Here is a 19,525-nt window from a genome sequence, read left to right as displayed (position 1 = left end):
TGGTTCGTGCGGGTTTGAGCGACGTAGTTGGAGAAGCTCCGGGACCACAGCGATTGACGTCTACAAAGATGGCAACACGACCGACCAACTCACTTTACGTGAAGACGAGCGGAAGCAGAGTTGCGCAACTCCAGTTGCCGACGGCACCAGAAGCTGCTGCTGACAAGATCAACAATGCCCATGAACGCGCTCAATTTTGGCGAGGAGTAGAGATCAGGTAATTCCTCGGTTCGCCGGCTCATCATGAAAGATTATTCAAATACGGCGCATAATTCCTGCTGGTCTCCCAATGGGCCGCTGGTTTCCAGCACGATCAGCGAGCAGTGCGCCGCATTCCCGCACCGTTCAACCCTGTGGCGCGTAAGGGGACGCGATCGCTAATCGGCAGTAGAGTAGAGCACCTGCGTTCAGATGCAGAGCAGGACTGTCGAACGCGGCGACGTCTTGGGCGCGGCACAATCGCGACGCGAAGCCCATCTGGCTTCGTAAACAACTAGGCTGATGCCGTCCAATTTGAGCGCCGATTGCTACTACTCACTTTCGATCGCCCTCTGCGCGCAATGGACGCCTCTACAGTAGTCTAGGCACGGGCGAAAGATCATAGGTCTGAAATCGTTTTTGACTTCACAAGTAGCGAGTCCGGCTTTTGATTCTGGGGGTCCCCAAGTAAGGGCTTTTATCTCGAACAGGGTTTGAGGTAACTTCAAGAGGCCGCTGTCCCCCGCCAGCAGTGTCGTCGGGAGAGTTCGTTCGATGCCAATCCAAGTATGGGCTCTCGCCACGTCAATCGGTTGGACATTGGTCGTGGCGGCGATCCTGCTCTGCTTGATCTTCAGCCCTGGCTAATCCGGCGCCTTACGAGGGGCGAGACGCCTAACCGTCGTGATTGCGCAGCCGTGTCCACCGGAGCGCCGGGTGAATGGGGTGGGCAAGAGTATGGTATGTGCGACTTGGCAATCTCATGAACATCGCCAATGGATGAAAGTTCGGCAGGTCAATGACCTTGCGAGCAAACCAACGATCGTCAGCAATCCTATTCAACGCAACCATTCGTAACGCCATTTGTGCAGCCTTTTGTATTTAGGCCGCGCAAATCCTCGTGGTGTATCAATAAGATGCTGAGAACGCGCGGAGTTATCCGCAGCCTTGGTACAGTTGGGTGGGCTCAAACCACCTACATCCTGTTCCACAGATTTAGGCCCTTCATTTTCAAATAGGCGATTGCCGATTCGAATTCGGCTGCCAGTATTAGTTTTGGATCAATTAGGCGAACCCTATTGGTCGGGCACCGATATGCGAGGATCGTCAGCCCGTACGGAAGTCTGCAGCTGAGCAGGATCAACGTTCCTGCGCCGTGACCACTCGACGAGGTTCTGTGGACGATATTTTGGGTCGGCGCGCCACCTTTGAAAGACACTGACATCGATCGTCTCGTTGACATTGGTGTGAGTGCCATTATCACGGACCTCGGGCTCTGGGCCGATAGGCCTGTAAAGAGCAGGTGTGACACGCGCGTAGAACCCCTCGGCGAATGAGTGATACGAATCCATGACCGGCGCCTTCAGGGCATCTCCATCGAGCGTGACTTCTGAACGGAACGAAAGCCCGTGCAATTCCGCCTTCTGCATCAACCAGCGCAGCGGAGCCTGATTGAGCAGATCGTCTTCATAGCCGCCTCCGACATTGGCATGGGCACCCACAAACCATCGTTGTTCAACGGCGGCAAGCGGGCGCATCGGCGGCCCTTTTCCATCTTTGGTGTGATGAATGGTCCACAGCGTGGGAGCGAAGTCGTTACGGTGCTCATCGATAGCGAGTGCGTGGTACCCGTTTTGGATTGGCAGGAACAATCCCGTTTGCAGATAGCCAAATTGTGAGCGGCTAATGTGCGGAATATCCCCCGCGGCCAAACCAGCCGATCCGACCGTATCCCACACGCCGACCACCTTAACTTTGGCGGGTTGTGAATATCTGAGTAGGGAATGTTCCTCGGGTGTTAGCTTACTTGCGTCTCCCGCCGCTTCTTTGTCCTTCAGTGTCCAGATGCTCTCTTCGTTGCCCTTCTGGTAGCGAGCAAACAGTTGACCAAGGCCGACAGGTGAGCCCGCTTTCAGGACGCCTTCGAGCGCGACAAGTCCAGCCAGACTTCTGGCGGTAAAGGCACCGCGGCTGAATCCGAAAATGTAGATTTCGTCGCCATCATTATAGTTTTCGACAAGCCACTCGTAAGCCAGTCGGATATTTTCATCCAGCCCCTGGCCGAACACGCCGCCAAGAAAACCATTCACCCCGGTCTCGTAATAGACCATCTGGGATTTGCCATCTTTGCCTTTACCTGCGCACAGCGCCCGCATGCGCCAAACGTTCGTGTTGCTGTCAATGCTATTCCATGTGCCGTCGAGGAAACTCACGAGGCGCTTTTGTTGCTGTTCTGCGCCTGCAAAGTTCGGCTGACCGCCACTTTTCTCCGCAGGGCGCACCCAGATCCAGCCGATGGCCGCGATGGCAAGCAAGACGGCGAGCCAGTGCGCTCCTCTCTCGATCAACCGCCAGAGTCTAGAGTGAAAGATCCCGACAATCGCAGAGCGGATAGCCATGATGTGACTCCGAGTTTCATTCAGCCCGCGTCATGCAGTCAGATTTGGTAGTTTCTACTTAGGTAATGTTCCCGAACGCAGGCTGTCACCGCCATCGCATCGAAATAGATGAGCCAGCGCTTACTTTTAGCACGCCATTTCTACGGCGACGTCAAAATCAAAACAGAGCCAGCGACTTCATAGGTATGTTTCGAGGCATCACGAACGGTGCAGTCATAGGCAGTGACCTTGATGTGAAATTTCCCATCGAAGGTATCACTCCCACTGCGTACGTGTTCATAAGAGTGAAGACTTTGCCGTGCCTGTGATAGTTGACCGTCATCCCTTGGAACGTACCGGTACCGGCGATATCAAATTCGGCGATAACCGCCTGTCTGTTGCCACTGGCGGTGAACATTTTCAGATTGAAGTCGGTGCTCTTAATTGTGGGGACTGGCGGAGGTGCCTGGGACCGACACTGCCCGTAGACAGCGCAGGCAATCTTGACGACTGTAGGATGATCTGCGTTGTAACAGGTCTCAATAACTTCATCTTTCGCTTTATCCTTGCCGCTTCGGTCGGGATGACAAACTTCGAAACCGAGCACGACGACTGCGCCGTCATTACTTTGAGATGTTAAATCCATGGTGCCGCTGCCGTTGCATTCAGGTTGATGACCTGATGAACGGCAGGCGTCCCTGCAAGAGTCCATGTTGCTCTGCACGTCTGTCGGATCGCAGTTGGCGGCTAGAACCGGCAAACTCGCCAGGACAAATGCTGTCGTCAAAATTGCTCTTGCAAGCGCAATCATCTCCATCCGTCAAGAACTTGATTGGCATGTACCGAGGCATAACCGATCACGACTCGGAGATTGAAGGGGCGTCCGCCTGAAGAAATAGTCTTCCGCGCGATCCGGCGCTCGGTTGCCTTGCTGTTGGTCGTACCATCACCAGCCGTTTGGCGCGCGGCGGTGCCCTATGGCAGGCCGATAACTCTGCAATAAGGATACTGGGGACTGGCAATTGTATCGGGGTGATGCTCAGACCGCAAACTGAGCACCCTACTTCTTTAAGAGCCTCGGCAGAACGGTTGCGAGGGTACGGTACTGAGCGGTCGCCCACTTCATCTGCGATGAACCAAAACCTCCGACACCTCTGGCGTACCGCTCATGATCCCTTCAGCTAGAAGCTCGCGCGCGGTTAATACGGCCTCACCCTCAGCCGCAGATAAATTCGGCAGCTCTGTTCCTTCCTCATCGAGCGTAATCTCGTCGCCGGCACGTAGGTGAAAGTAGAAACGTCCCAAGGGCGAACTCCAATCGAACATAAACGTGAACGGATTCTCGCAGACGTATACCACGCTGGGCACGGGGCACCGAGCACCGCCAATTGGGACTACGCAACGGTCGATTCGTGAAACAGGGCGACGTTCGATGCTGTACAGTAACGATAGGTCGATATTGATCAATGCAACGAGTGCCGCGTTGACGCTTAAATTCCGCGTTCGAGCGCTTCTTTCGACGGATTTCACCACACTGATTGTCCGAAAATTGCGAAGCATTTGGGGTCTGCAAGGCCAGCGCGAGCGCTTTGCCGAAGACATCTTCGAAGGGCGGCCCCGGATCTTGCGGCGGACGGATCGGCCGGTCTGCGGGGTGCGCAGCATGGCGGTCGTTGTCCAGCCTTCCTAGGCCAGCTGGCGGAGCGCGCACGCGTATTTCGATGAAGCGATATGGTCGGCGAAGCCGTCTAGTTATTTTATGCAGAACGCTGCTGTGGTCTCGGCTGGCGGCGCTTTCGCGCAAGCTGGGATTCGTCGCGTCGCTTTTAACCGCTACGACGACCCAGCCATCGGCGGTTCAAGCGACGCCAAGCTGATCGGGAGTTTGACGAAGAGCCCCGACGATCTGAGCGCGCTGTGAAGTTTGATTGGGTTCGCGCGGACAGCATTGTCCCTAAATCTGCTTAAGTGGAGACAGACAGACGATGCCGCCGGATTTACCCAGCCCCGCAAGACAGCTCGCCGGTAGCTCTGCCGAGATTCAGGAAGTGGTCCGGCGATTCACGTGGGAGATCAGATCGATCAATTTGTGTCTGGAGGAACTTCGCCAATTCCGCGGCGATGTACTTGGCATTACTGGGCCACAGTGGATGATCTTGATGGCCTTAACGGAGTTGGACAGAGAAGGCGGTGTCCCGGTCAACGTCGTGGCCAAATTGATGCACGTTGAGCCTTCGTTCGTTACGAGCCAATCAAAGCTGCTCGAGAAAAACGGCTTCCTGCGGCGCAAGCCCTGCGCACGCAATGGCCGGGTCGTAAAGATGTCGCTGACGGACAAGACTTTCAAGCATCTCGCGAGCGTCGCCGCACAACAGGAAGCACTCGCGAATTTGTTTTTGGTGATTTCGGCAGTAGCGAACTGACCGAGTTCGCTGACAGGCCCACAGCACCCAGGAATCGCCTAAAGAAAGCTCGCTTGAAAGTCGCTCTGGAGTTCTTAGGACCAAAAACAAACAACTTTCGAAAATTGTGCCTTGCTCATGTCTAATCAATTTCCCATGTTCAAGATTTTCTTAAAGAACCGTGGGGAAGGTGGTTGTGGTCGGTCTTCACGACCGAAGGCCCGCTGGTTGTGACAGGTTCAGGAAGCAGCCGATCCGCTGCCAGGTATGACGCCAATAGGGCGATTTTTCTATGCTGCAGAACGCGCCGTATCGTTTGCGACTTTCGGCTCGAGGGTCCAAGCTGATCAAGGAGCTCTCCCTCGGGTATGAATCTTGCAAAAAATGATTCCAGAAGGCGGAACTTTATTTTCCTAACTGAAGTATTCCATGCAAAGCGCTCCCGAGAAAAGCCAAACCATGTTTCTCCTCAAACAGCCCATCGACCATCGCACGCCCCTCGATGCCTCGGACGCCGACACGTTGAGCCTCGAAGCAGCTCAGGAGGTCGAGCGGCTTCTCAACCATCGCGATGGTCACAAGGAAACCCTCTTATTTCTTTGCCAGGCTCTGCCCGCGAGATTGGAGGGGGTTCGATCCATCTAAAGGACGAAGGCCAACGTCTCGGGCTTGGGAGTTTCAAAGCCTTAGGCGGTTCTATGCAGTGAATGCCCTGGTGCTCGAGGAAGCAACTCGGCAGCTCGGTCGCCATCTTGACGCGTCCGAGCTGCATACAGCTGAAGTAAAGACCGTGGCAAGACGTATGACGGTCTCTTGCGCCACGGATGGCAACCATGGCAGATCAGTTGCCCAAGGTGCCCAGCTCGTTGGCGCAAAATGCGTCATCTTCGTTCATTCAGGCGTGAGCAACGAGCGCATCGCCGCCATCGCCCGCTTTGGCGCGCAGATGATCCGTGTCGACGGCAACTATGACGATTCTGTCGTCCAAGCATCGCGAGTTGCGGCACAAGAAGGATGGATCACAGTGTCTGACACGTCCTGGCCCGGCTATGAGCGGATCCCACGTTTTGTAATGCAGGGATATACCGCACTTGCGAGCGAAGCACTACGCCAGTTGCCGGAGCCGCCGACGCACGTCTTCCTCCAGGCAGGCGTCGGTGGCATCGCCGCAGCCGTTGCTGGACATCTATCAATTCTGTTGGGCGACACCGCCCCTTCTTCACAGTTGTCGATCCCTCGCGGGCAGCATGCCTCTTCGAAAGCGCGCGCGCCGGTCATCCTGTCAAGGTAGATCATGGGCAACCGACCGTGACGGCGATGCTCGAATGCTACGAGCCTTCGCTCGTCGCTTGGCGCATCTTTTCGCGCACGGCGGATGCTTTTATGACTGTCGACGACGAGGACGCAATCAGCGTGATGAAACGACTGGCAAATCCGAGGATGGCGATCCCGTTGTCGTTGCAGGCGAAAATGGTGGTGTTGGCCTCGCAGCACTACTGAAGGCTGCTTCTGACCTGACCTTGCGTGGCAAGGTCGGTCTTTGACCCAATGCACGGGTCTTTCTGATCAACACCGAGGGCGCGACAGATCCTCTCCTGTACGAACAGCTCATCGGTGCGACGCCAGCGCAAGTGACCTCGAAGAATATTAAACCGGTCAACTGATGGGGCGAGCTCGTGAGCCTTTCGTAAGCCCGTCCCATCCGTACGCCTTGGGACACTGGCCAGCGTTCCGCCCTTACAGAAGGCTCATCGCCGCGCAGGGGTTCATGTCCCTTCGAGCTGGGCACGCGGATTGGCTCACTCACAATGAGGGGTTTGAGATGCGCCGGTTCTCTCTGACTTGTCGGCCGGACTCAAACCCGGCACTACAAACTTCATCGCGGGTCAATCGGGCGCCGGCAAATCGACGCTCACGCAAATCTCGCAGAAGTCGAATCCGAGCGAAAGCGGCTCAGTGCGCGTTGCTGCCGAGGATCTAACCGCGAGCTGCCCGCAGCATCACGTTTCGCACGTTGACCAGGTAAGCCGTGTAACGGCAACTTGAGGCGTGGCCCGATCTCTGCAAAACCGGCCTTCAGGTATAATGCTGAGTTGGGGCTACGGCTCCACATTGGTTGCCTCGGCGCCCCCACTTCGAGCTGGCCCCAGCCTTTTACCGTCCCTAGGCCCACCGCAGCCTCAATGAGACGCATCGCGACCCCAGACGACCGCTGATCCGGCACCACGTAGAGTTCGGTGATAATACCGTAGGTTCCGCCCGCAAAAAGGGCGACGCTTTCCGACAACATAATGAGGCCGACCGGGCGTGACTCCGTGAAGGCCAAAAACCCATGGACGCGCTCTTTCATGGCCAAGAGGTCGACAACGAGCTGGGTATCTGGTCCGCCCTGCTTTTGTCCGCCCTCAAGTTCGGCAAGTAGGGCGGCAACCATGTGAGTCACCGTTGTAGCGTCGCCGTTAGAGACTTCACGCGTGGTCACCATGTCACATCCTCTTTCAAGTTTTACCAATGTACGACCTGGTCCAGCGGCGGCATCGGGGCAGGAGCCTGCCGCAGCACCCGATCCAAAACAGATATGCCGCAGGGTTGAAGGTCAGATGACGTTTAGTTCACACCGCGGTGATAGCGTCTTTGTGTCGCTCCTAGCTAAGCTAAAATATCTGGGAAACTCGAAAGATAACTTGCCGAACATCGTGATGATCGCACGGAGCAGTCTCTCTCTTCTTTGGACTTGCGTGTCGCCCAACATCGGGCGGATCGTGTTCATGCGCGGACGTTACAGGAGCGAGGCTAACCGCTTGCGAACAGGCTCACGGATTAGGGTCTACTCTCCCCCCTCGTAGAAAGCTCGAACGGCAGGCGGACCCGCGATTTGCCGGATCCAGTCTCGATCAATCACATTTGACGGCCCCATGACGGTGGTTGCGCGCGTGGCGGAAAAAACGCTCATCCGTCCGCGGGAATAACTGAATTACTCACCTTGTCGAAGCTGTTGTTGGGGATCATGAGCGTCCCTACCGCCGTCATTGCTGGCATCTATGCTCTCAGAGAATCGTGGAACACGCGAGTCCATGGCACACTGTTTTCGGTAGTGTTTAGATAATCAGTTTTTCTAATTTCTCATCGGACGCGCCATTTGTTGCCGCGCCGATGAAGAACATCACGGACGCCCGACGAACGCGTGCAACTTGGTCGTTGAGCTCGCGATTGAGGCCGGCTTCTCTCGTGTTCTTCGAATAGACAACATCCCGTCCTGATGAGCCGGGTTCACCGCCTGCCATCGCATTGCCGTTAAATGCTTTGAGAGCATCGTCGGGCCGTATCGCGCGAGACGTTTCTATCGTTCACTTGGATCACTTTACGATCTGTTTGTTGAAAGACTGTTCTATGCTTGCGGACACGCGTTACTCCGTGAGAACGTCGCGGAAGATCGCTCAGGCATAAGCGGTAGGCTTCTGCCATCCCAAAATCAGGAAGTGCTGCACGAGGACGATTCGTAGCGGCTATGCGCGCCTACCACTCCTGTCGGCGCGTAAACGGCACGGATGAGGCAGACGTCTGAAGTGACTTACGTCACTTTCCTACATTCCTATGACGGGAGCTTGCCGGCTCAGGCGCGATTCCGCCTTCATCATTGCACCGGCTAGCATGAAGGACGGCTTAGTTGGTTCGGGATTATATCCAATCTGCGCCATCGTGACATTCCGCCATCAAGGCGTATCGGCATTCCTCTGCAGCGGCGCCGTCGGAACGATGTTGAACGACGTGATAGCCATTGTCGTGCAGGTACCGTAGGAAGGCGGGCTTCATCGCAGCGGTATGTGCCTTGGCGTCGTGAAGCAGAATGATCCCCCTGCGAGCTCCAAGAGTTGCGCAGCAAGCTCCTCCGCCGGTTCGTGGGTGTAGCCTGCGAAGATGATCTGGTTGAGCTTGCCTGCCTGTTCCTGGTTGGCGCTCACGACATGTGGAATGCAGTGACCGTGGGTCACCACCCACCAGGATGATATAGCATCGATAATTCGGCGACCGTCAGCGGTGCGGAGATAAGCGCCATCTCCCCGCACAACTTTTGTCATCTCCTCTTGGAGCGCATGTTGTGTGAACGGGTGCCAGATCGGCGACTTCGGCTTCGTCGTCATTGCTTGAATTGATCGGCATGGAAAGCGGTTTTGAACGCGGCCTGCAGCGTGTCTGCCGCGAGGGGAGACAGCCAGGGCAATCGCCCTAGCCAACGCGCCCGCCCAATCTCGCGAACTGCGATCTGGGTCTCAGGATTGGGTTCCCCAATGAAGGCTATCCCAAGAATGGGGATCTGGCGTTTTCGCAGAGCCTCTATCGACAGCAACGAATGATTAATGGTGCCAAGTGCCGTGCTCACGCAAAGCACGATTGGAAGTCGCCATCGCTCGAACACATCAATGTAGAGTGTATCGCCCCTGAGCGGCACCATCAGGCCGCCAGCGCCCTCAATCACCAACGGTCGCTCCCCGGTGTCTGGCACATTGAGCGAATCTGGCTCAATGCGAACTCCGTCAATTTCAGCGGACTGACGTGGCGAAACGGGAGTGCGAAGTCGGTAAAGCTCCGGCATGATGCGATCGGGCGAGAGACCGCCGAGCCGCGCGACAAGTTCGGCATCAGTCTCTCCTTCGAGACCGGCCTGAATCGGTTTCCAATAGTTGGCGCCAAGGAGATCGGCGAGGCCCGCGGAAAACACCGTTTTCCCGATTCCGGTGTCTGTGCCTGTCACCACGATCCGCTGACTCATCGAGCTTCACCTCTCGTCTCTTCAATAAACGCGCCGAGCCCTGAACGCACCTTGTCCGCTCCGACCTTGGTCGGCCGGAAGTCTTCATCTTTGCGTCCTATGTTGCCCGGACTCTGAGCCGAATTTCCGCAATGCTGGGCAGGTCGTTGCCGAATTCCGCAGCTAATCAGGAGATTGCAAAGCTTTCATCTCACAAGCCTCGAGGCTTCTGGGTCTGCCTGAGCAAAGCACGAGAGGCGTCTAAGTTCTGGAGCCCCTTCACTGCCTATTGCCACGCCGGCCTGAATCGGTTCGCAGCAGGATTGCACCGAAGAGATGGGTGAGCCCGGCCGCAAAAACGTCTATCTCATCCGGTACTCCGCATCGGTCACCACGACCTGTTGCTCGAGCTCCATCTCTTGTCTCCTCGAACATAGCATCGAGCATTGCACGCACGTCAGCCTCCGCAGGCGTCAGTGAAATTCGCAGACGAGCCGTGCCCGCCGGCACAGTCGGCGGCCGGATTGCGCGAATATCGAAACCGCGCGCCTGCAGTCTCGATGCGAGCCGCATCGCACGCGCGTTGTCGCCCAGGATAGGGCACGATCTGCGACTCCGAGGAACTTCGCCCACTGGGCGCGCCAATCTCTCGATGCGTGAACGCGATCAGCTTGGCCAGCCGCTGCTGTCGCTTTGGTTCCTCCCGCAGGATGAAGAGTGCCTCCCGCACGGCGACGGCCATCAATGGTGAGGGCGCGGTGGCGAAGATGAATGGATGGCAACGATTGACGATGAAGTCGCGCAGCACGCCCGAGGCCACGAGACAAGCGCCCCGGCCACTCCCAGTTCTTTGCCGCAGGTATGGACAACCAAGAGGTTCTCGCGCCTTTCATAAGGCGCGGTGAGCCCTCGACCCTGCTCCCCGTAAACGCGCGTGGCATGGGCCTCATCCACTACGACAAACGCATCATATCGATCCGCGATCGCGATCAGCTCTTTGAGCGGGGCGAAATCGCCATCCATGCTGTAGACACTTTCAACCACGATCCAGACGCGGCCCATTCCACCCGTGGCCCGCCAGTCACAAATTGTGCTTTCGACCGATTGAGTATCATTGTGGGCGCTTAGAGGAAACTCGGCCCGGCCAGCACGCGCCCCTTCATGAACACTTGCGTGCACAAGAGAATCGAGAACAAGCAGATCACCCCGCTGGGGCAGCGTTGTCAGGCTGCAAGATTTGCGAGATAGCCCGCGGGAAAAAAAGCGCGCCTCCGCCCCAAAGAACCGAGCTGCTTCCGCCTAGACTGTTCTTCGCAATTGCCACGCAGGAGCCGCGACCCGCCGGCCCCGACCGGGATGCCCGCCTCGAGCGTGGCCGTGACAGCCTTTTTCATGCGCGGCGCGCTCGCCAGCGCCAAATAATCATTCTCGATGTGAAATCTGCCCCACTGCGCGGCTTGAGGCAGCGAAGACGGTCGTCTTCGTTCAGGGCCTGCAACTGCGCGACATAGTCGGCAACTTTGACCGCAAGGCTTAACGTCACTCTTCAACTCCCAGGATCGCGCAAGAAAGTCTGTTGGCCGCCTAGAGCAAGCTCAACTATCGGCCTCTTGGCTTCGACCTGGCAGAATGCGAGTTTCTCGATCGACGAACACAACGTGCGGCTTGAAAGGTCTTGCCTCCCTCTCGTCAAGCGACTCGTATGCGAGCGTCCGTAGAGTTCGCTCACGCGCGCCAGCGGTCTCGCTTCCCTCCGCTCTGGTTCAAAACGAGCGAAACGCCGTGGGCGGCACTTCGCGTAGAGCTTCTCCAGGCGCTCTCGCAGTCCATCTCTTGCACGTCCAGTGTCATGTCCAATGCTCTAGCGATAAGATCCGGCAAACCATGAATTTTGATCGGTGGGGCGCGGAGGCTGAAAAGCAGAAGGTTCCTGCTCGCTTGCACGCTCGAATCTCGGTTCCAGAATTAACCTCGACCCAGGGCATCAATTAATTTGGGGTTTTGATTGCGGCAACGCATCGTAGCGTTGCGTTCACGCACCGGACATTGCCCCGTCCGGGTTCACCCAATGCGAACCCGGTGTGCCATTATATTCGGCGCGGCGGCTTCGTTGCCCGGCCACGCGCGTGCGCTCGATTTGATGCGGGCGTCAAGAGATGGAGCGCTCGAGCTCATCGATATGGGACGGCAAATCCCTGCTTCTGCGAAGCCAGCACCCTAACGTATCTTTAGGGCAGGCTAACAATCGAATATCTCAGTGACCCACCGAGCCCTGCTCACGGAGACAGTTGCGCGAGGCGTTCACCATGGAAGAGAACTCCGCAAGCCCTATCCCAGACGCAGAAGAACCTCGCGGCGCACCTTAGTGTTCCTGGTCGCGGAGAAATTTGCCGTGTTTTCCGTTGGGCGGCCCGCCTGCAATCGGCGAGGCTCCGGCGTGTCGACTTAAAGTGGGTCCGCCATCGAGCCTGGTCAGCTCACAAGGGGCGTCATGCCGATCGTGACGGGGCGACTTGGTAGCATTGGTGTGGTGATTTTACTCTGCTGTTGGCAGGCGACGGACGAAACAGAACTCGCGGCAGGTCCCGCGGCCTCACTCGGATAGCGCGCTGGTGGGGAGAGGAAGCCCTGGCCAATACTGTCCGTCCTTGGTCGGCCGAGGTCCGAATATCGCCTGACCAACTCTTATGACATCGGCACCTTCCTCGATTGCTATCTCGAAGTCGCTTGTCATCCCCATTGAGAGGAGATCAAGTCGCGTCGATGTTCTATCGCGGAGTGCGTCTCGAACCCCGCGCAGCAACTTGAAACATTCGCGAACCTTGTCCGCCTCTCCGCTCAGGACGGCGAGAGTCATCAAGCCGCGAGGGACAAGGGCTGGATAGTCGGACAGCCGAAGAACAAAATCCTCTACCTCGTGGGGCAGCAGACCGTATTTGCTCACCTCACCCGAGGTGTTGACTTGGACGAACACGTCGAGATGCCGGCCTTCGGCGCTCAGGCGGGCCTGGAGCGCTTCGGCCAATCTCAAGGTATCCAACGCATGAAACTCGTTCGCGAACTTGACCATCGATTTCACTTTGTTCGTCTGGAGGTGACCGATGATACTCCAGTTCAACGACAGGTCGGCCAAATCGCGGACCTTGCTCTCCGCCTCTTGGACCTTGTTCTCGCCGAACTCGCAAAGGCCGAGTTCGGATGCGATACGGATAATCGCGGCGGGTACGGTCTTGCTGACAGGCAAAACACGAACTTCTGAACGGCTGCGGCGAGCCCGCATACAAGCCCCATTTATGCGCTGCTCAAGCTCATCAAGGTTGGAGCGCAATAACGAGCGCGGATCGTCCGTGAATCGGGCGCTATTCATCTGCGACATCGCGAATTCCTCGCTTCCACGTCCATGGTGTTTGACATGGCAAAGGCCAATGATTTCGGTAGCACATAAAGCAGAGCCGAGTCCGGCTAGTTCGTCAGAACCTCTCACATCGACGCATAATCCAGGCCGTATCCCCCTCATAGGGACGATCCTAATCCCAGACAAGGCGCTCCGGATCTCGCGATCCGCCATCGCCCAACTCGCCGCTCTGGCTCAGGGAGGACAGCACGGAAAGTTCTGTGCTGCTCGGGAGAGACAATTCACGCCCCTCCACTCACGAGTAAGGTTCATATTCGTTCAAAATCGGGGCAGTTCTGGTCTGACGACGCTGAGCGGCTTGAACTTTGCGCACCCAGCCCTTCATCGCTAAATCCATGTCCGACCCACATCCAGATGCTAAGGTTTGCGCTGCGTCGGCGGAACAAGGGTCGCGGATGCCCGACGCTCAAATCCCGGACCTGCACCGTCTCAAATCGCTGGGTTGGGCCCACGGCCTGAACAGGTGAATCGGTCGGCCGACCCGTGGATTATGACGAGAAGATAGGTTTATCGATTTGGTTCTGAATTGCGCTACGGAGTTGGTAGTCCCAGTAGGACGTTGTCAATCAGTCGGGTCGAACCAACGTAGGCTGCGACACAGAGCGCCGCCGGAAACCGCAGGGGACTCTCGGCGCGCTTGAGCGTATCACCGTCGACAAGTTCAAGATATTGCAGCCGATCAACTGTCTCAAGTTGCCGCTCGGCGATCGCAATCAGCTTCTCCACCTCGCGCACTCCTGCGCGGAATTCTTCCGCCGCGGCGAACAGTCCACGACTGATGGCAACGGCTCGCCGACGTTCTTCCTTGCTGAGATACCGATTGCGGCTGCTCATCGCGAGCCCGTCCGGTTCCCGAACGGTTGGCACGGTGACGATCTTGATGGGAAGATTGAGATCTGTCGCCATGCGACGCACGACCGCGCATTGCTGAAAATCCTTTTGCCCGAAAAACACGACGGCCGGATGCACCATGTTGAACAGCTTGCACACGACGGTCGCCACGCCCCGAAAATGCCCAGGCCTGAAAGCCCCGCAGAGTGGTTTCGCCAGTTCGCCCGGCTCGACGAAGGTCTCGAATTGAGCCGGATAGACTTCCTGTACACCCGGCGCGAACACAATCTCAACACCGGCGTCGCGGCACAATTTTTCATCGCGCACGAAATCGCGAGGATAGCTGCTGAGATCCTCGTTTGGTCCGAACTGAGCCGGATTGACGAAAATGCTAACGACGGTGACATCGCATTGCGCTCGGCACGCCTCGACCAGGGCCAGATGGCCATCGTGCAAATACCCCATTGTAGGCACTAACCCGACGCGTTTGCCCGCGCTGCAAGCCTTCGCTAGCTCACGACGAAGCTCAGCGACCGTGGTAATCGTCTGCATCGTTGCACCTTACATCAGGTTGGGTTGGGAGGAGCCCAGGTTGCGATAATGTCACTCAGGCTTTCAGGAAGCCTATAGCACTCCTGCGGCGCCGGGAACGCACCGGTGCGGACATCGGCAGCCCAGCGCGAGAGCGCCTCTTGTAACATCTGAAAACCATCTGCATAAGCGCGAACGAATTTGGGCCGATGACCTATGGTTAGCCCCAGCACGTCATGGAATACGAGCACTTGGCCCGAGCAGTCGGGACCCGCGCCGATTCCGATGGTTGGTATCGATAGCGATTCGGTCGCTCGCTGGGCTAGCTCGGCCGGAATGCCTTCAAGCACCAACGCGAAGCATCCGGCCTCCTGCAGACGGTGAGCGTCATCGAGCAGCCGTAAAGCGTCATCGGCGTTCCGGCCCTGCACCTTGAATCCGCCCATGACATTGACGCTTTGCGGGGTGAGGCCGAGATGGCCCATGACAGGAATTTCGCAATCGACCAAGGCACGCACCATTTCCACGCGCTTGGCCCCGCCCTCGAGTTTCACAGCATCTGCGCCTCGCTGCAGGAACCCTCCAGCGTTGCGTATCGTCTCCTCCGCACCAAGGTGAAAGCTAAGAAACGGCAGATCGGCCACGAGCAGGGCGCGGGGCCTTGTGCGTGCAACAGCCTCCAGATGATGGTTCATCATTGCCATGCTGACCGGCAACGTGTTGTCGAATCCGAGACAGACATTGCCAACGCTGTCGCCCACAAGAATGATGTCGACGATGGGGTCGGCGATGCCTGCCGTAACCGCATCGTAGGCGGTGGTCATGGTGACACGCCGCCGCTCCTGCTTCCACCGCTGCAAGATTGGGATCGTGACCCGCTCAACTGACACTTCCGAAGCGTGGCTCATTTTCGATACGTTCCATCAACTAGGCGAAGGGAAATCCGATTGGACGCGGCCGAGTATTACGCGCAAACTGGGACCATGCTTTCGTATGGAGGACAAGAGAAAACTGTCAACCGTGAAAGGAAGAAAAAAACATACGTCTCCAAGGTCGCGACCGAGTACACAAACATTCCAATGGTCGCGCGACCACCAAGCAAGAACTTCCAAAATTCAAATTGTCATGTGGAAGCACCTTGTGTCACGCCGCGCTGGGGCGGTCGGAGCCATTCCAGATGAGAGCGCACGGGACGACGCAGGGTGCGCTGATCTAGTCGTGCCGAAGCGCTGCGATTAGCTTATGGTCTTCCAGTGGCGGAAAGGTGAAGCTGTGGTCAGTCGGGGTCCGGGTCAGTGGTCCCGCCGACTCACGTCATGCTGTCGACACCGCCTTGACGCTTCACTAGGAGTTCGTCCGTTTCCGCGGTTGTTGGCTCACGCCATTGCAGGCTGCCCGCGGCACAGATGATCTCTTGGTCGAGCCGCATCAGCGCTTGGCGAGCGATGTCGGCGATGTCAGAGCGCAGGGTGCTGGCCAGCTTGGTTGCCGCCACCCTGCAAAGCAGGTCGAGGTCCGACCAACCCGCAAGTCAATGACCGCGATCGCGTTCTTCTTCCGCCGATTCGTCAGCGCTGGCATCTACCGGATGTTGTAGCAGACGTGCGATCTGCATGGCACCCGCGACTAATGCACGCGGAGACTTCTTCTGGCTTGTGATTTTTTGCATTTGTCGGCGCCTGGATAATGGTCTGGTGCTGCAGGTCGGCTGCGGCGCGCAAGCGGTGACATCGATTGTGCAAGAACCGACACAGCTGCGTGGCCGGCGCTGTTCGCCTGGCCGCTCAAGGCCAGTCGTCGAACATTTTGAGGCTCCTGCCTAAACTGAGATAGATCGGGACTTAGCGGCACGTCGCGGATATTTCACAGGACCGTGCAGCGTCGTGCTTGGCGTATTCGAACGGTCGACGGACTGCTGAATTTCCTTCAGGGCGGACTAGGGCTTGCAACATACTATACCCCACCAACCCTAACCCTGTTGCAGCGAAAGCAACGGCCCGATGAACTGCGGCCGATCAAACCGCCTCCTCGCCGCTCCGCCGATCGGTTGACGCAGCCAACCATATTCACACTTGCTGTTTTCTATTTTCCTTCCACAGCAATGGCCCTTACACGACGATCTACGAATCGCTTCATCGCTGGGCCAAGCGAGGACGATGGTGCGCAATCTTCGAACCGCTGGCCAAGCCTGGCGAAGATGGTGTTGTGCTGTAGCTCGATTTGACCTCGGTTAAAGCTCACCGGTGTGCGTCCGACGGAAAAGGGGGGAGCACAATCAAGCAATCGGCCGCTCGCGCGCAGGCCGCACGACGAAACTCCATACGCTGAGCAATCCCTTTCCCGGCCGGTCGTCCTGCATCTGATGGCAGGCCAGGATGTCGATATCGCAGCGGCTCCCGATGTCCTGGCGCTCGCGCCACCTATCAGTGCGCTCCTCGCCGACAAAGGGTATGACGGCGACAAGCTTCGCGGCGAAATCGTTCGTCGCGGCGCGAAACCCGTAATCCCCAATAAATGTAACCGTGTTGTCGTCCAGCGCTTCAACAAATGCGCCTACAAAGGCCGAAACGTCTCGAACACTGCTTTTGCAGGCTCAAGGACTTCCGGCGCATCGCCCCGCGGTGCGACAAGCTCGGCCGGAATTTCTTGGCCGCTGCGCATCTTGCCGCTCTCGTCGCATATTGGCTCAATTGAATCTGGATCCTAGTCTTCTTGAGCGCGGCGGCCCCTTGAATTTCTTCTGGGTCCGGAATTTGACGGCGGCCAGCCCAGGCGGAGCCCTTCAGTCGTCACCGCCAGGCTCGAGTGCATCAGGATGCCGCAAACCGTGTGCGAGCTCAGGCAGCCCGCCTTGTCCCCGGCCGCTGTTTATGCTCTTCGTGATTCCGATCGGTCGGAGTTCTATCTTTGATAGCTGAACTGGGTCGTATCATCGAGCACTAGAACCGGACCGCCGGCGGCAATCGTGCGCTCACGCGCCGATTGAAAGTGGCCCGCCAGAATGTCCGCTTCGCTGACCTGGTCATTAGAGAAGAAGCGATAAGCTGCCTTGGTATTCGCCCAATTGGCAGACGAGCGGAATACTTTGTCCGATGGCGCTTCCAATCTGCGTGAGCAGCGGAATCTGTCGCCGAGCCGCGCGTCCCTAGACTGGCATCCACTAGTCTCTCGATCAATCCAACATTCACCGCCTACAAATCGCAAACGGCCTTTTGCCGATCGATCCCTCAATGTGAGCCCCATAGAGCACCCCCTCGCGCATCAGGTGCTCAGCAAGGAATCACAAGTGATTCTTCAAGATTTTGCTGATCGGCGGATCAGCTCAAGCGGAGAAAGTTATGCACAATTGAAAGCCGGTCAACCGCGCCAGTCGCGGCGCTCCGCGCCATGCCTGGCGCACCAAAATAGGCCCCGGCCCATGGGCCAAGGCCTTATCTACCTTTTGAACGATAGATCAATATTTGAGAAGAATCGGGCCGCCAAACTTATAGTTGAGCCGTGCAGTCAGAAGATCCAAATCTTGGCGGACGCGGTCGATCCCACCAGCGGGCTCGGTGAAGCTGACCATGGCAGGCCGCATGAACAGGTGTGCGTACTCGGACCCAACCGACCAATTCGGTGCGAAGCCGTACTCGATACCGGCTGCCAACGCGCCGCCCCAAAGAACGTGCTTGCTTTCTCCACCCAGCTCGCCCGTCGTCCAGATGATCCGAAACGTGTTGCTCGTCACCGCGGCGCCGCTTTGGCCTAAAGCAGTACGTTGTCGAAGCCATAACCGATCTGCCCTTTACCAGGCCGAACGCATCAATCTTGGTCTGGTTGATATCCAAAAAAGCAGCGCTGGGATTCCAGCCGGTCAAATCAGCCCAGTTCCCCTGGCCTTCAAGACCAAGCACGATCGGGCCCATCTGCCATCGATAGCCGATCTGGCCACCCACGCTTCCGCCGGTCGCATCATGACAGCCCTCAGGCTTACCGCCATCGGAATCCCAGCAATTCGAGCTTGAGGCCAAGCCGCCGTTCATACCGACGTTGTAGCCGCTCCAGCCGTAGATTGCAGCCGCGACGGCCGCGGGGCATTGGTGTAGAGAGGCTTGGCCGGCTGCGCAGCCAGATCCGCGCCGAATGCGGGCACCAACGCGCCAAGCCCCACAATGCTCACAGTCGCAAGCAATAAGTTTTTCATTTCTACTCTCATCTCTTCAGTGCCCCGAGCCTCATGCGTCGTAACAACGTCCGCGCGAATTGCTGTAACTGCATCGCAACATTTGCGCTGAAAGAAATGCGTGAACCGAACGCTGCGTCAGGTTGCGCTGCAGATCATCTCCAACAGCGTCGCAATCCACCTTCGGGTGCGAGCATAGATTGCGACCGCTGATTTCAGCGGAGTAAGCGCACGCAAGTCAGATCGTCGCAAGCCACACCGCAAGTGAGAAGAATGAAGCGGTTTGCAAAACTCTTGCTCTTGTCCCGTGCCGCCACTAAAGACCCCGTTACGACCATGCTCGTGTTGCACCCACTGGCTCCGAGAGATCAGATGACTATTCGATTGAATCAATGTCCTGCAGATGCTGACCCGTTCGTCGCAGATGCCGCTGTGTCCCGCGTCGACAGAGCATGCGAAACACAACCTCCGCCCTCGGCGGATGCAGGATGCGGCCCGAAGGATTTTGCTTATTGGTTGAGCGAGCCGTTCTCCACCCGAGGCTTCCTACCACACCGCCAATGCCCAGATCGCCGATAACGCTTGCCGACCGGTGGTGGCCAGCGGCCGCGGTGTGTTCATCTTCTGAGCTGAAGTTCTGAGTCGATAAAGGACAGCGAGTATGTTCGTTTCATTCTTCCCTCGACCAAAGTTGTTCTTTGCGTCGTCAATTCTTTGGACGGCATTGGCGATGGCGTTTTGGTATGTATTTGCCGGCAATCTCTTTCAAGCCCCGGAGAAGCCGGTCGGGCTTGCGACGTTCTGGTCGGCCTCGGCGCTGTGGTTTGATCTCTATTTTGCGCTGGCCGTTACGGT

The 19,525-nt window shown here is 57.3% G+C and carries 14 protein-coding genes and 8 pseudogenes; 6 read left to right on the top strand and 16 right to left on the bottom strand.

All coding sequences use genetic code 11. The annotated features are described in order from the left end of the window. Positions 1 to 1,274: 1,274 nt before the first annotated feature. The 3 genes from AC0L3C_RS32810 to AC0L3C_RS32800 all read right to left on the bottom strand — a co-directional run bounded on the left by AC0L3C_RS32810 (position 1,275) and on the right by AC0L3C_RS32800 (position 3,881). Complete coding sequence (locus AC0L3C_RS32810) at positions 1,275 to 2,597, bottom strand: DUF2235 domain-containing protein (protein WP_473410042.1); 1,323 nt, start codon at positions 2,595 to 2,597, stop codon at positions 1,275 to 1,277. Between the two features lie 157 nt (positions 2,598 to 2,754). Continuing rightward, positions 2,755 to 3,387 carry a hypothetical protein gene (locus tag AC0L3C_RS32805; protein WP_473410041.1) on the bottom strand — a complete coding sequence of 211 codons (633 nt, stop codon included), beginning with the start codon at positions 3,385 to 3,387 and terminating at the stop codon, positions 2,755 to 2,757. Positions 3,388 to 3,698: 311 nt separating this feature from the next. Further along, entirely contained in the window at positions 3,699 to 3,881 is a 183-nt protein-coding gene (locus AC0L3C_RS32800) for a DUF6894 family protein (RefSeq protein WP_473410040.1), read from the bottom strand. A 454-nt stretch (positions 3,882 to 4,335) separates the two neighbouring features. Between AC0L3C_RS32800 and AC0L3C_RS32795 the strand changes: the two genes are divergently transcribed. Then, complete coding sequence (locus AC0L3C_RS32795) at positions 4,336 to 4,497, top strand: hypothetical protein (protein ID WP_473410039.1); 162 nt, start codon at positions 4,336 to 4,338, stop codon at positions 4,495 to 4,497. A gap of 64 nt (positions 4,498 to 4,561) precedes the next feature. Next, a complete protein-coding gene (locus AC0L3C_RS32790; RefSeq protein WP_473410038.1) occupies positions 4,562 to 4,999 on the top strand; it encodes a MarR family transcriptional regulator in 438 nt (145 codons plus the stop codon). A gap of 384 nt (positions 5,000 to 5,383) precedes the next feature. Here AC0L3C_RS32790 and AC0L3C_RS32785 read toward each other — a convergent pair whose 3' ends face one another. Beyond that, positions 5,384 to 5,557 carry a hypothetical protein gene (locus tag AC0L3C_RS32785; RefSeq protein WP_473410066.1) on the bottom strand — a complete coding sequence of 58 codons (174 nt, stop codon included), beginning with the start codon at positions 5,555 to 5,557 and terminating at the stop codon, positions 5,384 to 5,386. On the opposite strand from AC0L3C_RS32785, the pseudogene AC0L3C_RS32780 reads away from it, so the two are divergent. Both AC0L3C_RS32780 and AC0L3C_RS32775 read left to right on the top strand, forming a co-directional pair. Further along, positions 5,501 to 6,642, top strand: a pseudogene (locus AC0L3C_RS32780) (diaminopropionate ammonia-lyase). The gene AC0L3C_RS32785 and the pseudogene AC0L3C_RS32780 sit on opposite strands and share 57 nt — an antisense overlap. Before the next feature lie 178 nt (positions 6,643 to 6,820). After that, positions 6,821 to 6,946, top strand: a pseudogene (locus tag AC0L3C_RS32775) (ATP-binding cassette domain-containing protein); the annotation flags it as partial. Here AC0L3C_RS32775 and AC0L3C_RS32770 read toward each other — a convergent pair. From AC0L3C_RS32770 to AC0L3C_RS32725, 10 genes and pseudogenes are all read right to left on the bottom strand, one after another. Beyond that, on the bottom strand, positions 6,891 to 7,463 hold the full coding sequence (locus tag AC0L3C_RS32770) for a GNAT family N-acetyltransferase (RefSeq protein WP_473410037.1): 573 nt from the start codon (positions 7,461 to 7,463) through the stop codon (positions 6,891 to 6,893). The pseudogene AC0L3C_RS32775 and the gene AC0L3C_RS32770 sit on opposite strands and share 56 nt — an antisense overlap. Before the next feature lie 613 nt (positions 7,464 to 8,076). Beyond that, on the bottom strand, positions 8,077 to 8,262 hold the full coding sequence (locus AC0L3C_RS32765; RefSeq protein WP_317245078.1) for a hypothetical protein: 186 nt from the start codon (positions 8,260 to 8,262) through the stop codon (positions 8,077 to 8,079). A 576-nt stretch (positions 8,263 to 8,838) separates the two neighbouring features. Next, a pseudogene (locus AC0L3C_RS32760) lies at positions 8,839 to 9,120 on the bottom strand (aminotransferase class III-fold pyridoxal phosphate-dependent enzyme); the annotation flags it as partial. Next, positions 9,117 to 9,749: a dethiobiotin synthase gene (gene bioD / locus AC0L3C_RS32755; protein ID WP_317245079.1), complete on the bottom strand. Its 633-nt coding sequence runs from the start codon at positions 9,747 to 9,749 to the stop codon at positions 9,117 to 9,119. The pseudogene AC0L3C_RS32760 and the gene bioD, both read right to left, overlap by 4 nt. Positions 9,750 to 10,142: 393 nt before the next feature. Then, positions 10,143 to 11,271 (bottom strand): annotated as a pseudogene (locus AC0L3C_RS32750) (8-amino-7-oxononanoate synthase); the annotation flags it as partial. A 1,050-nt stretch (positions 11,272 to 12,321) separates the two neighbouring features. After that, positions 12,322 to 13,104, bottom strand: a complete 783-nt coding sequence (locus tag AC0L3C_RS32745; RefSeq protein ID WP_473410036.1) for a YggS family pyridoxal phosphate-dependent enzyme — start codon at positions 13,102 to 13,104, stop codon at positions 12,322 to 12,324. A 570-nt stretch (positions 13,105 to 13,674) separates the two neighbouring features. Beyond that, on the bottom strand, positions 13,675 to 14,526 hold the full coding sequence (panC, locus tag AC0L3C_RS32740; protein ID WP_473295519.1) for a pantoate--beta-alanine ligase: 852 nt from the start codon (positions 14,524 to 14,526) through the stop codon (positions 13,675 to 13,677). 14 nt (positions 14,527 to 14,540) lie between these two features. Next, positions 14,541 to 15,413, bottom strand: a complete 873-nt coding sequence (panB, locus tag AC0L3C_RS32735) for a 3-methyl-2-oxobutanoate hydroxymethyltransferase (protein ID WP_473410035.1) — start codon at positions 15,411 to 15,413, stop codon at positions 14,541 to 14,543. A 401-nt stretch (positions 15,414 to 15,814) separates the two neighbouring features. Further along, a pseudogene (locus AC0L3C_RS32730) lies at positions 15,815 to 16,015 on the bottom strand (malonate decarboxylase holo-[acyl-carrier-protein] synthase); the annotation flags it as partial. A gap of 21 nt (positions 16,016 to 16,036) precedes the next feature. Beyond that, positions 16,037 to 16,174: a hypothetical protein gene (locus AC0L3C_RS32725; protein ID WP_317245085.1), complete on the bottom strand. Its 138-nt coding sequence runs from the start codon at positions 16,172 to 16,174 to the stop codon at positions 16,037 to 16,039. A 434-nt stretch (positions 16,175 to 16,608) separates the two neighbouring features. Between AC0L3C_RS32725 and AC0L3C_RS32720 the strand changes: the two are divergent. Then, positions 16,609 to 17,199 (top strand): annotated as a pseudogene (locus AC0L3C_RS32720) (IS5 family transposase); the annotation flags it as partial. Positions 17,200 to 17,406: 207 nt separating this feature from the next. On the opposite strand, the gene AC0L3C_RS32715 reads toward AC0L3C_RS32720, so the two are convergent. Together AC0L3C_RS32715 and AC0L3C_RS32710 are read right to left on the bottom strand one after the other, a co-directional pair. Continuing rightward, the gene (locus tag AC0L3C_RS32715; protein ID WP_438744166.1) at positions 17,407 to 17,748 is read right to left on the bottom strand and encodes a transposase DNA-binding-containing protein; all 342 of its coding nucleotides are present in this window, start codon (positions 17,746 to 17,748) and stop codon (positions 17,407 to 17,409) included. Positions 17,749 to 17,959: 211 nt separating this feature from the next. Beyond that, positions 17,960 to 18,691, bottom strand: a pseudogene (locus tag AC0L3C_RS32710) (outer membrane protein). A 640-nt stretch (positions 18,692 to 19,331) separates the two neighbouring features. Between AC0L3C_RS32710 and AC0L3C_RS32705 the strand changes: the two are divergent. Beyond that, positions 19,332 to 19,525 (top strand): annotated as a pseudogene (locus AC0L3C_RS32705) (peptide transporter); the annotation flags it as partial.

It is taken from the genome of Bradyrhizobium sp. WSM4872 (assembly GCF_055811715.1).
The sequence above is the reverse complement of the archived record's forward strand: the minus strand, read 5'-3'. Positions and strand labels throughout refer to the sequence as shown.

What these genes read in the sequence shown, in the direction of transcription:
- AC0L3C_RS32745 (WP_473410036.1), bottom strand. Translation starts at nt 13,104, where the DNA reads ATGTCGCAGATGAATAGCGCCCGATTCACGGACGATCCGCGCTCGTTA.
- AC0L3C_RS32795 (WP_473410039.1), top strand. Translation starts at nt 4,336, where the DNA reads ATGCAGAACGCTGCTGTGGTCTCGGCTGGCGGCGCTTTCGCGCAAGCT.
- bioD (WP_317245079.1), bottom strand. Translation starts at nt 9,749, where the DNA reads ATGAGTCAGCGGATCGTGGTGACAGGCACAGACACCGGAATCGGGAAA.
- AC0L3C_RS32790 (WP_473410038.1), top strand. Translation starts at nt 4,562, where the DNA reads ATGCCGCCGGATTTACCCAGCCCCGCAAGACAGCTCGCCGGTAGCTCT.
- AC0L3C_RS32725 (WP_317245085.1), bottom strand. Translation starts at nt 16,174, where the DNA reads ATGCAAAAAATCACAAGCCAGAAGAAGTCTCCGCGTGCATTAGTCGCG.
- AC0L3C_RS32765 (WP_317245078.1), bottom strand. Translation starts at nt 8,262, where the DNA reads ATGGCAGGCGGTGAACCCGGCTCATCAGGACGGGATGTTGTCTATTCG.
- AC0L3C_RS32805 (WP_473410041.1), bottom strand. Translation starts at nt 3,387, where the DNA reads ATGATTGCGCTTGCAAGAGCAATTTTGACGACAGCATTTGTCCTGGCG.
- AC0L3C_RS32715 (WP_438744166.1), bottom strand. Translation starts at nt 17,748, where the DNA reads ATGGGGCTCACATTGAGGGATCGATCGGCAAAAGGCCGTTTGCGATTT.
- panC (WP_473295519.1), bottom strand. Translation starts at nt 14,526, where the DNA reads ATGCAGACGATTACCACGGTCGCTGAGCTTCGTCGTGAGCTAGCGAAG.
- AC0L3C_RS32770 (WP_473410037.1), bottom strand. Translation starts at nt 7,463, where the DNA reads ATGGTGACCACGCGTGAAGTCTCTAACGGCGACGCTACAACGGTGACT.
- AC0L3C_RS32810 (WP_473410042.1), bottom strand. Translation starts at nt 2,597, where the DNA reads ATGGCTATCCGCTCTGCGATTGTCGGGATCTTTCACTCTAGACTCTGG.
- panB (WP_473410035.1), bottom strand. Translation starts at nt 15,413, where the DNA reads ATGAGCCACGCTTCGGAAGTGTCAGTTGAGCGGGTCACGATCCCAATC.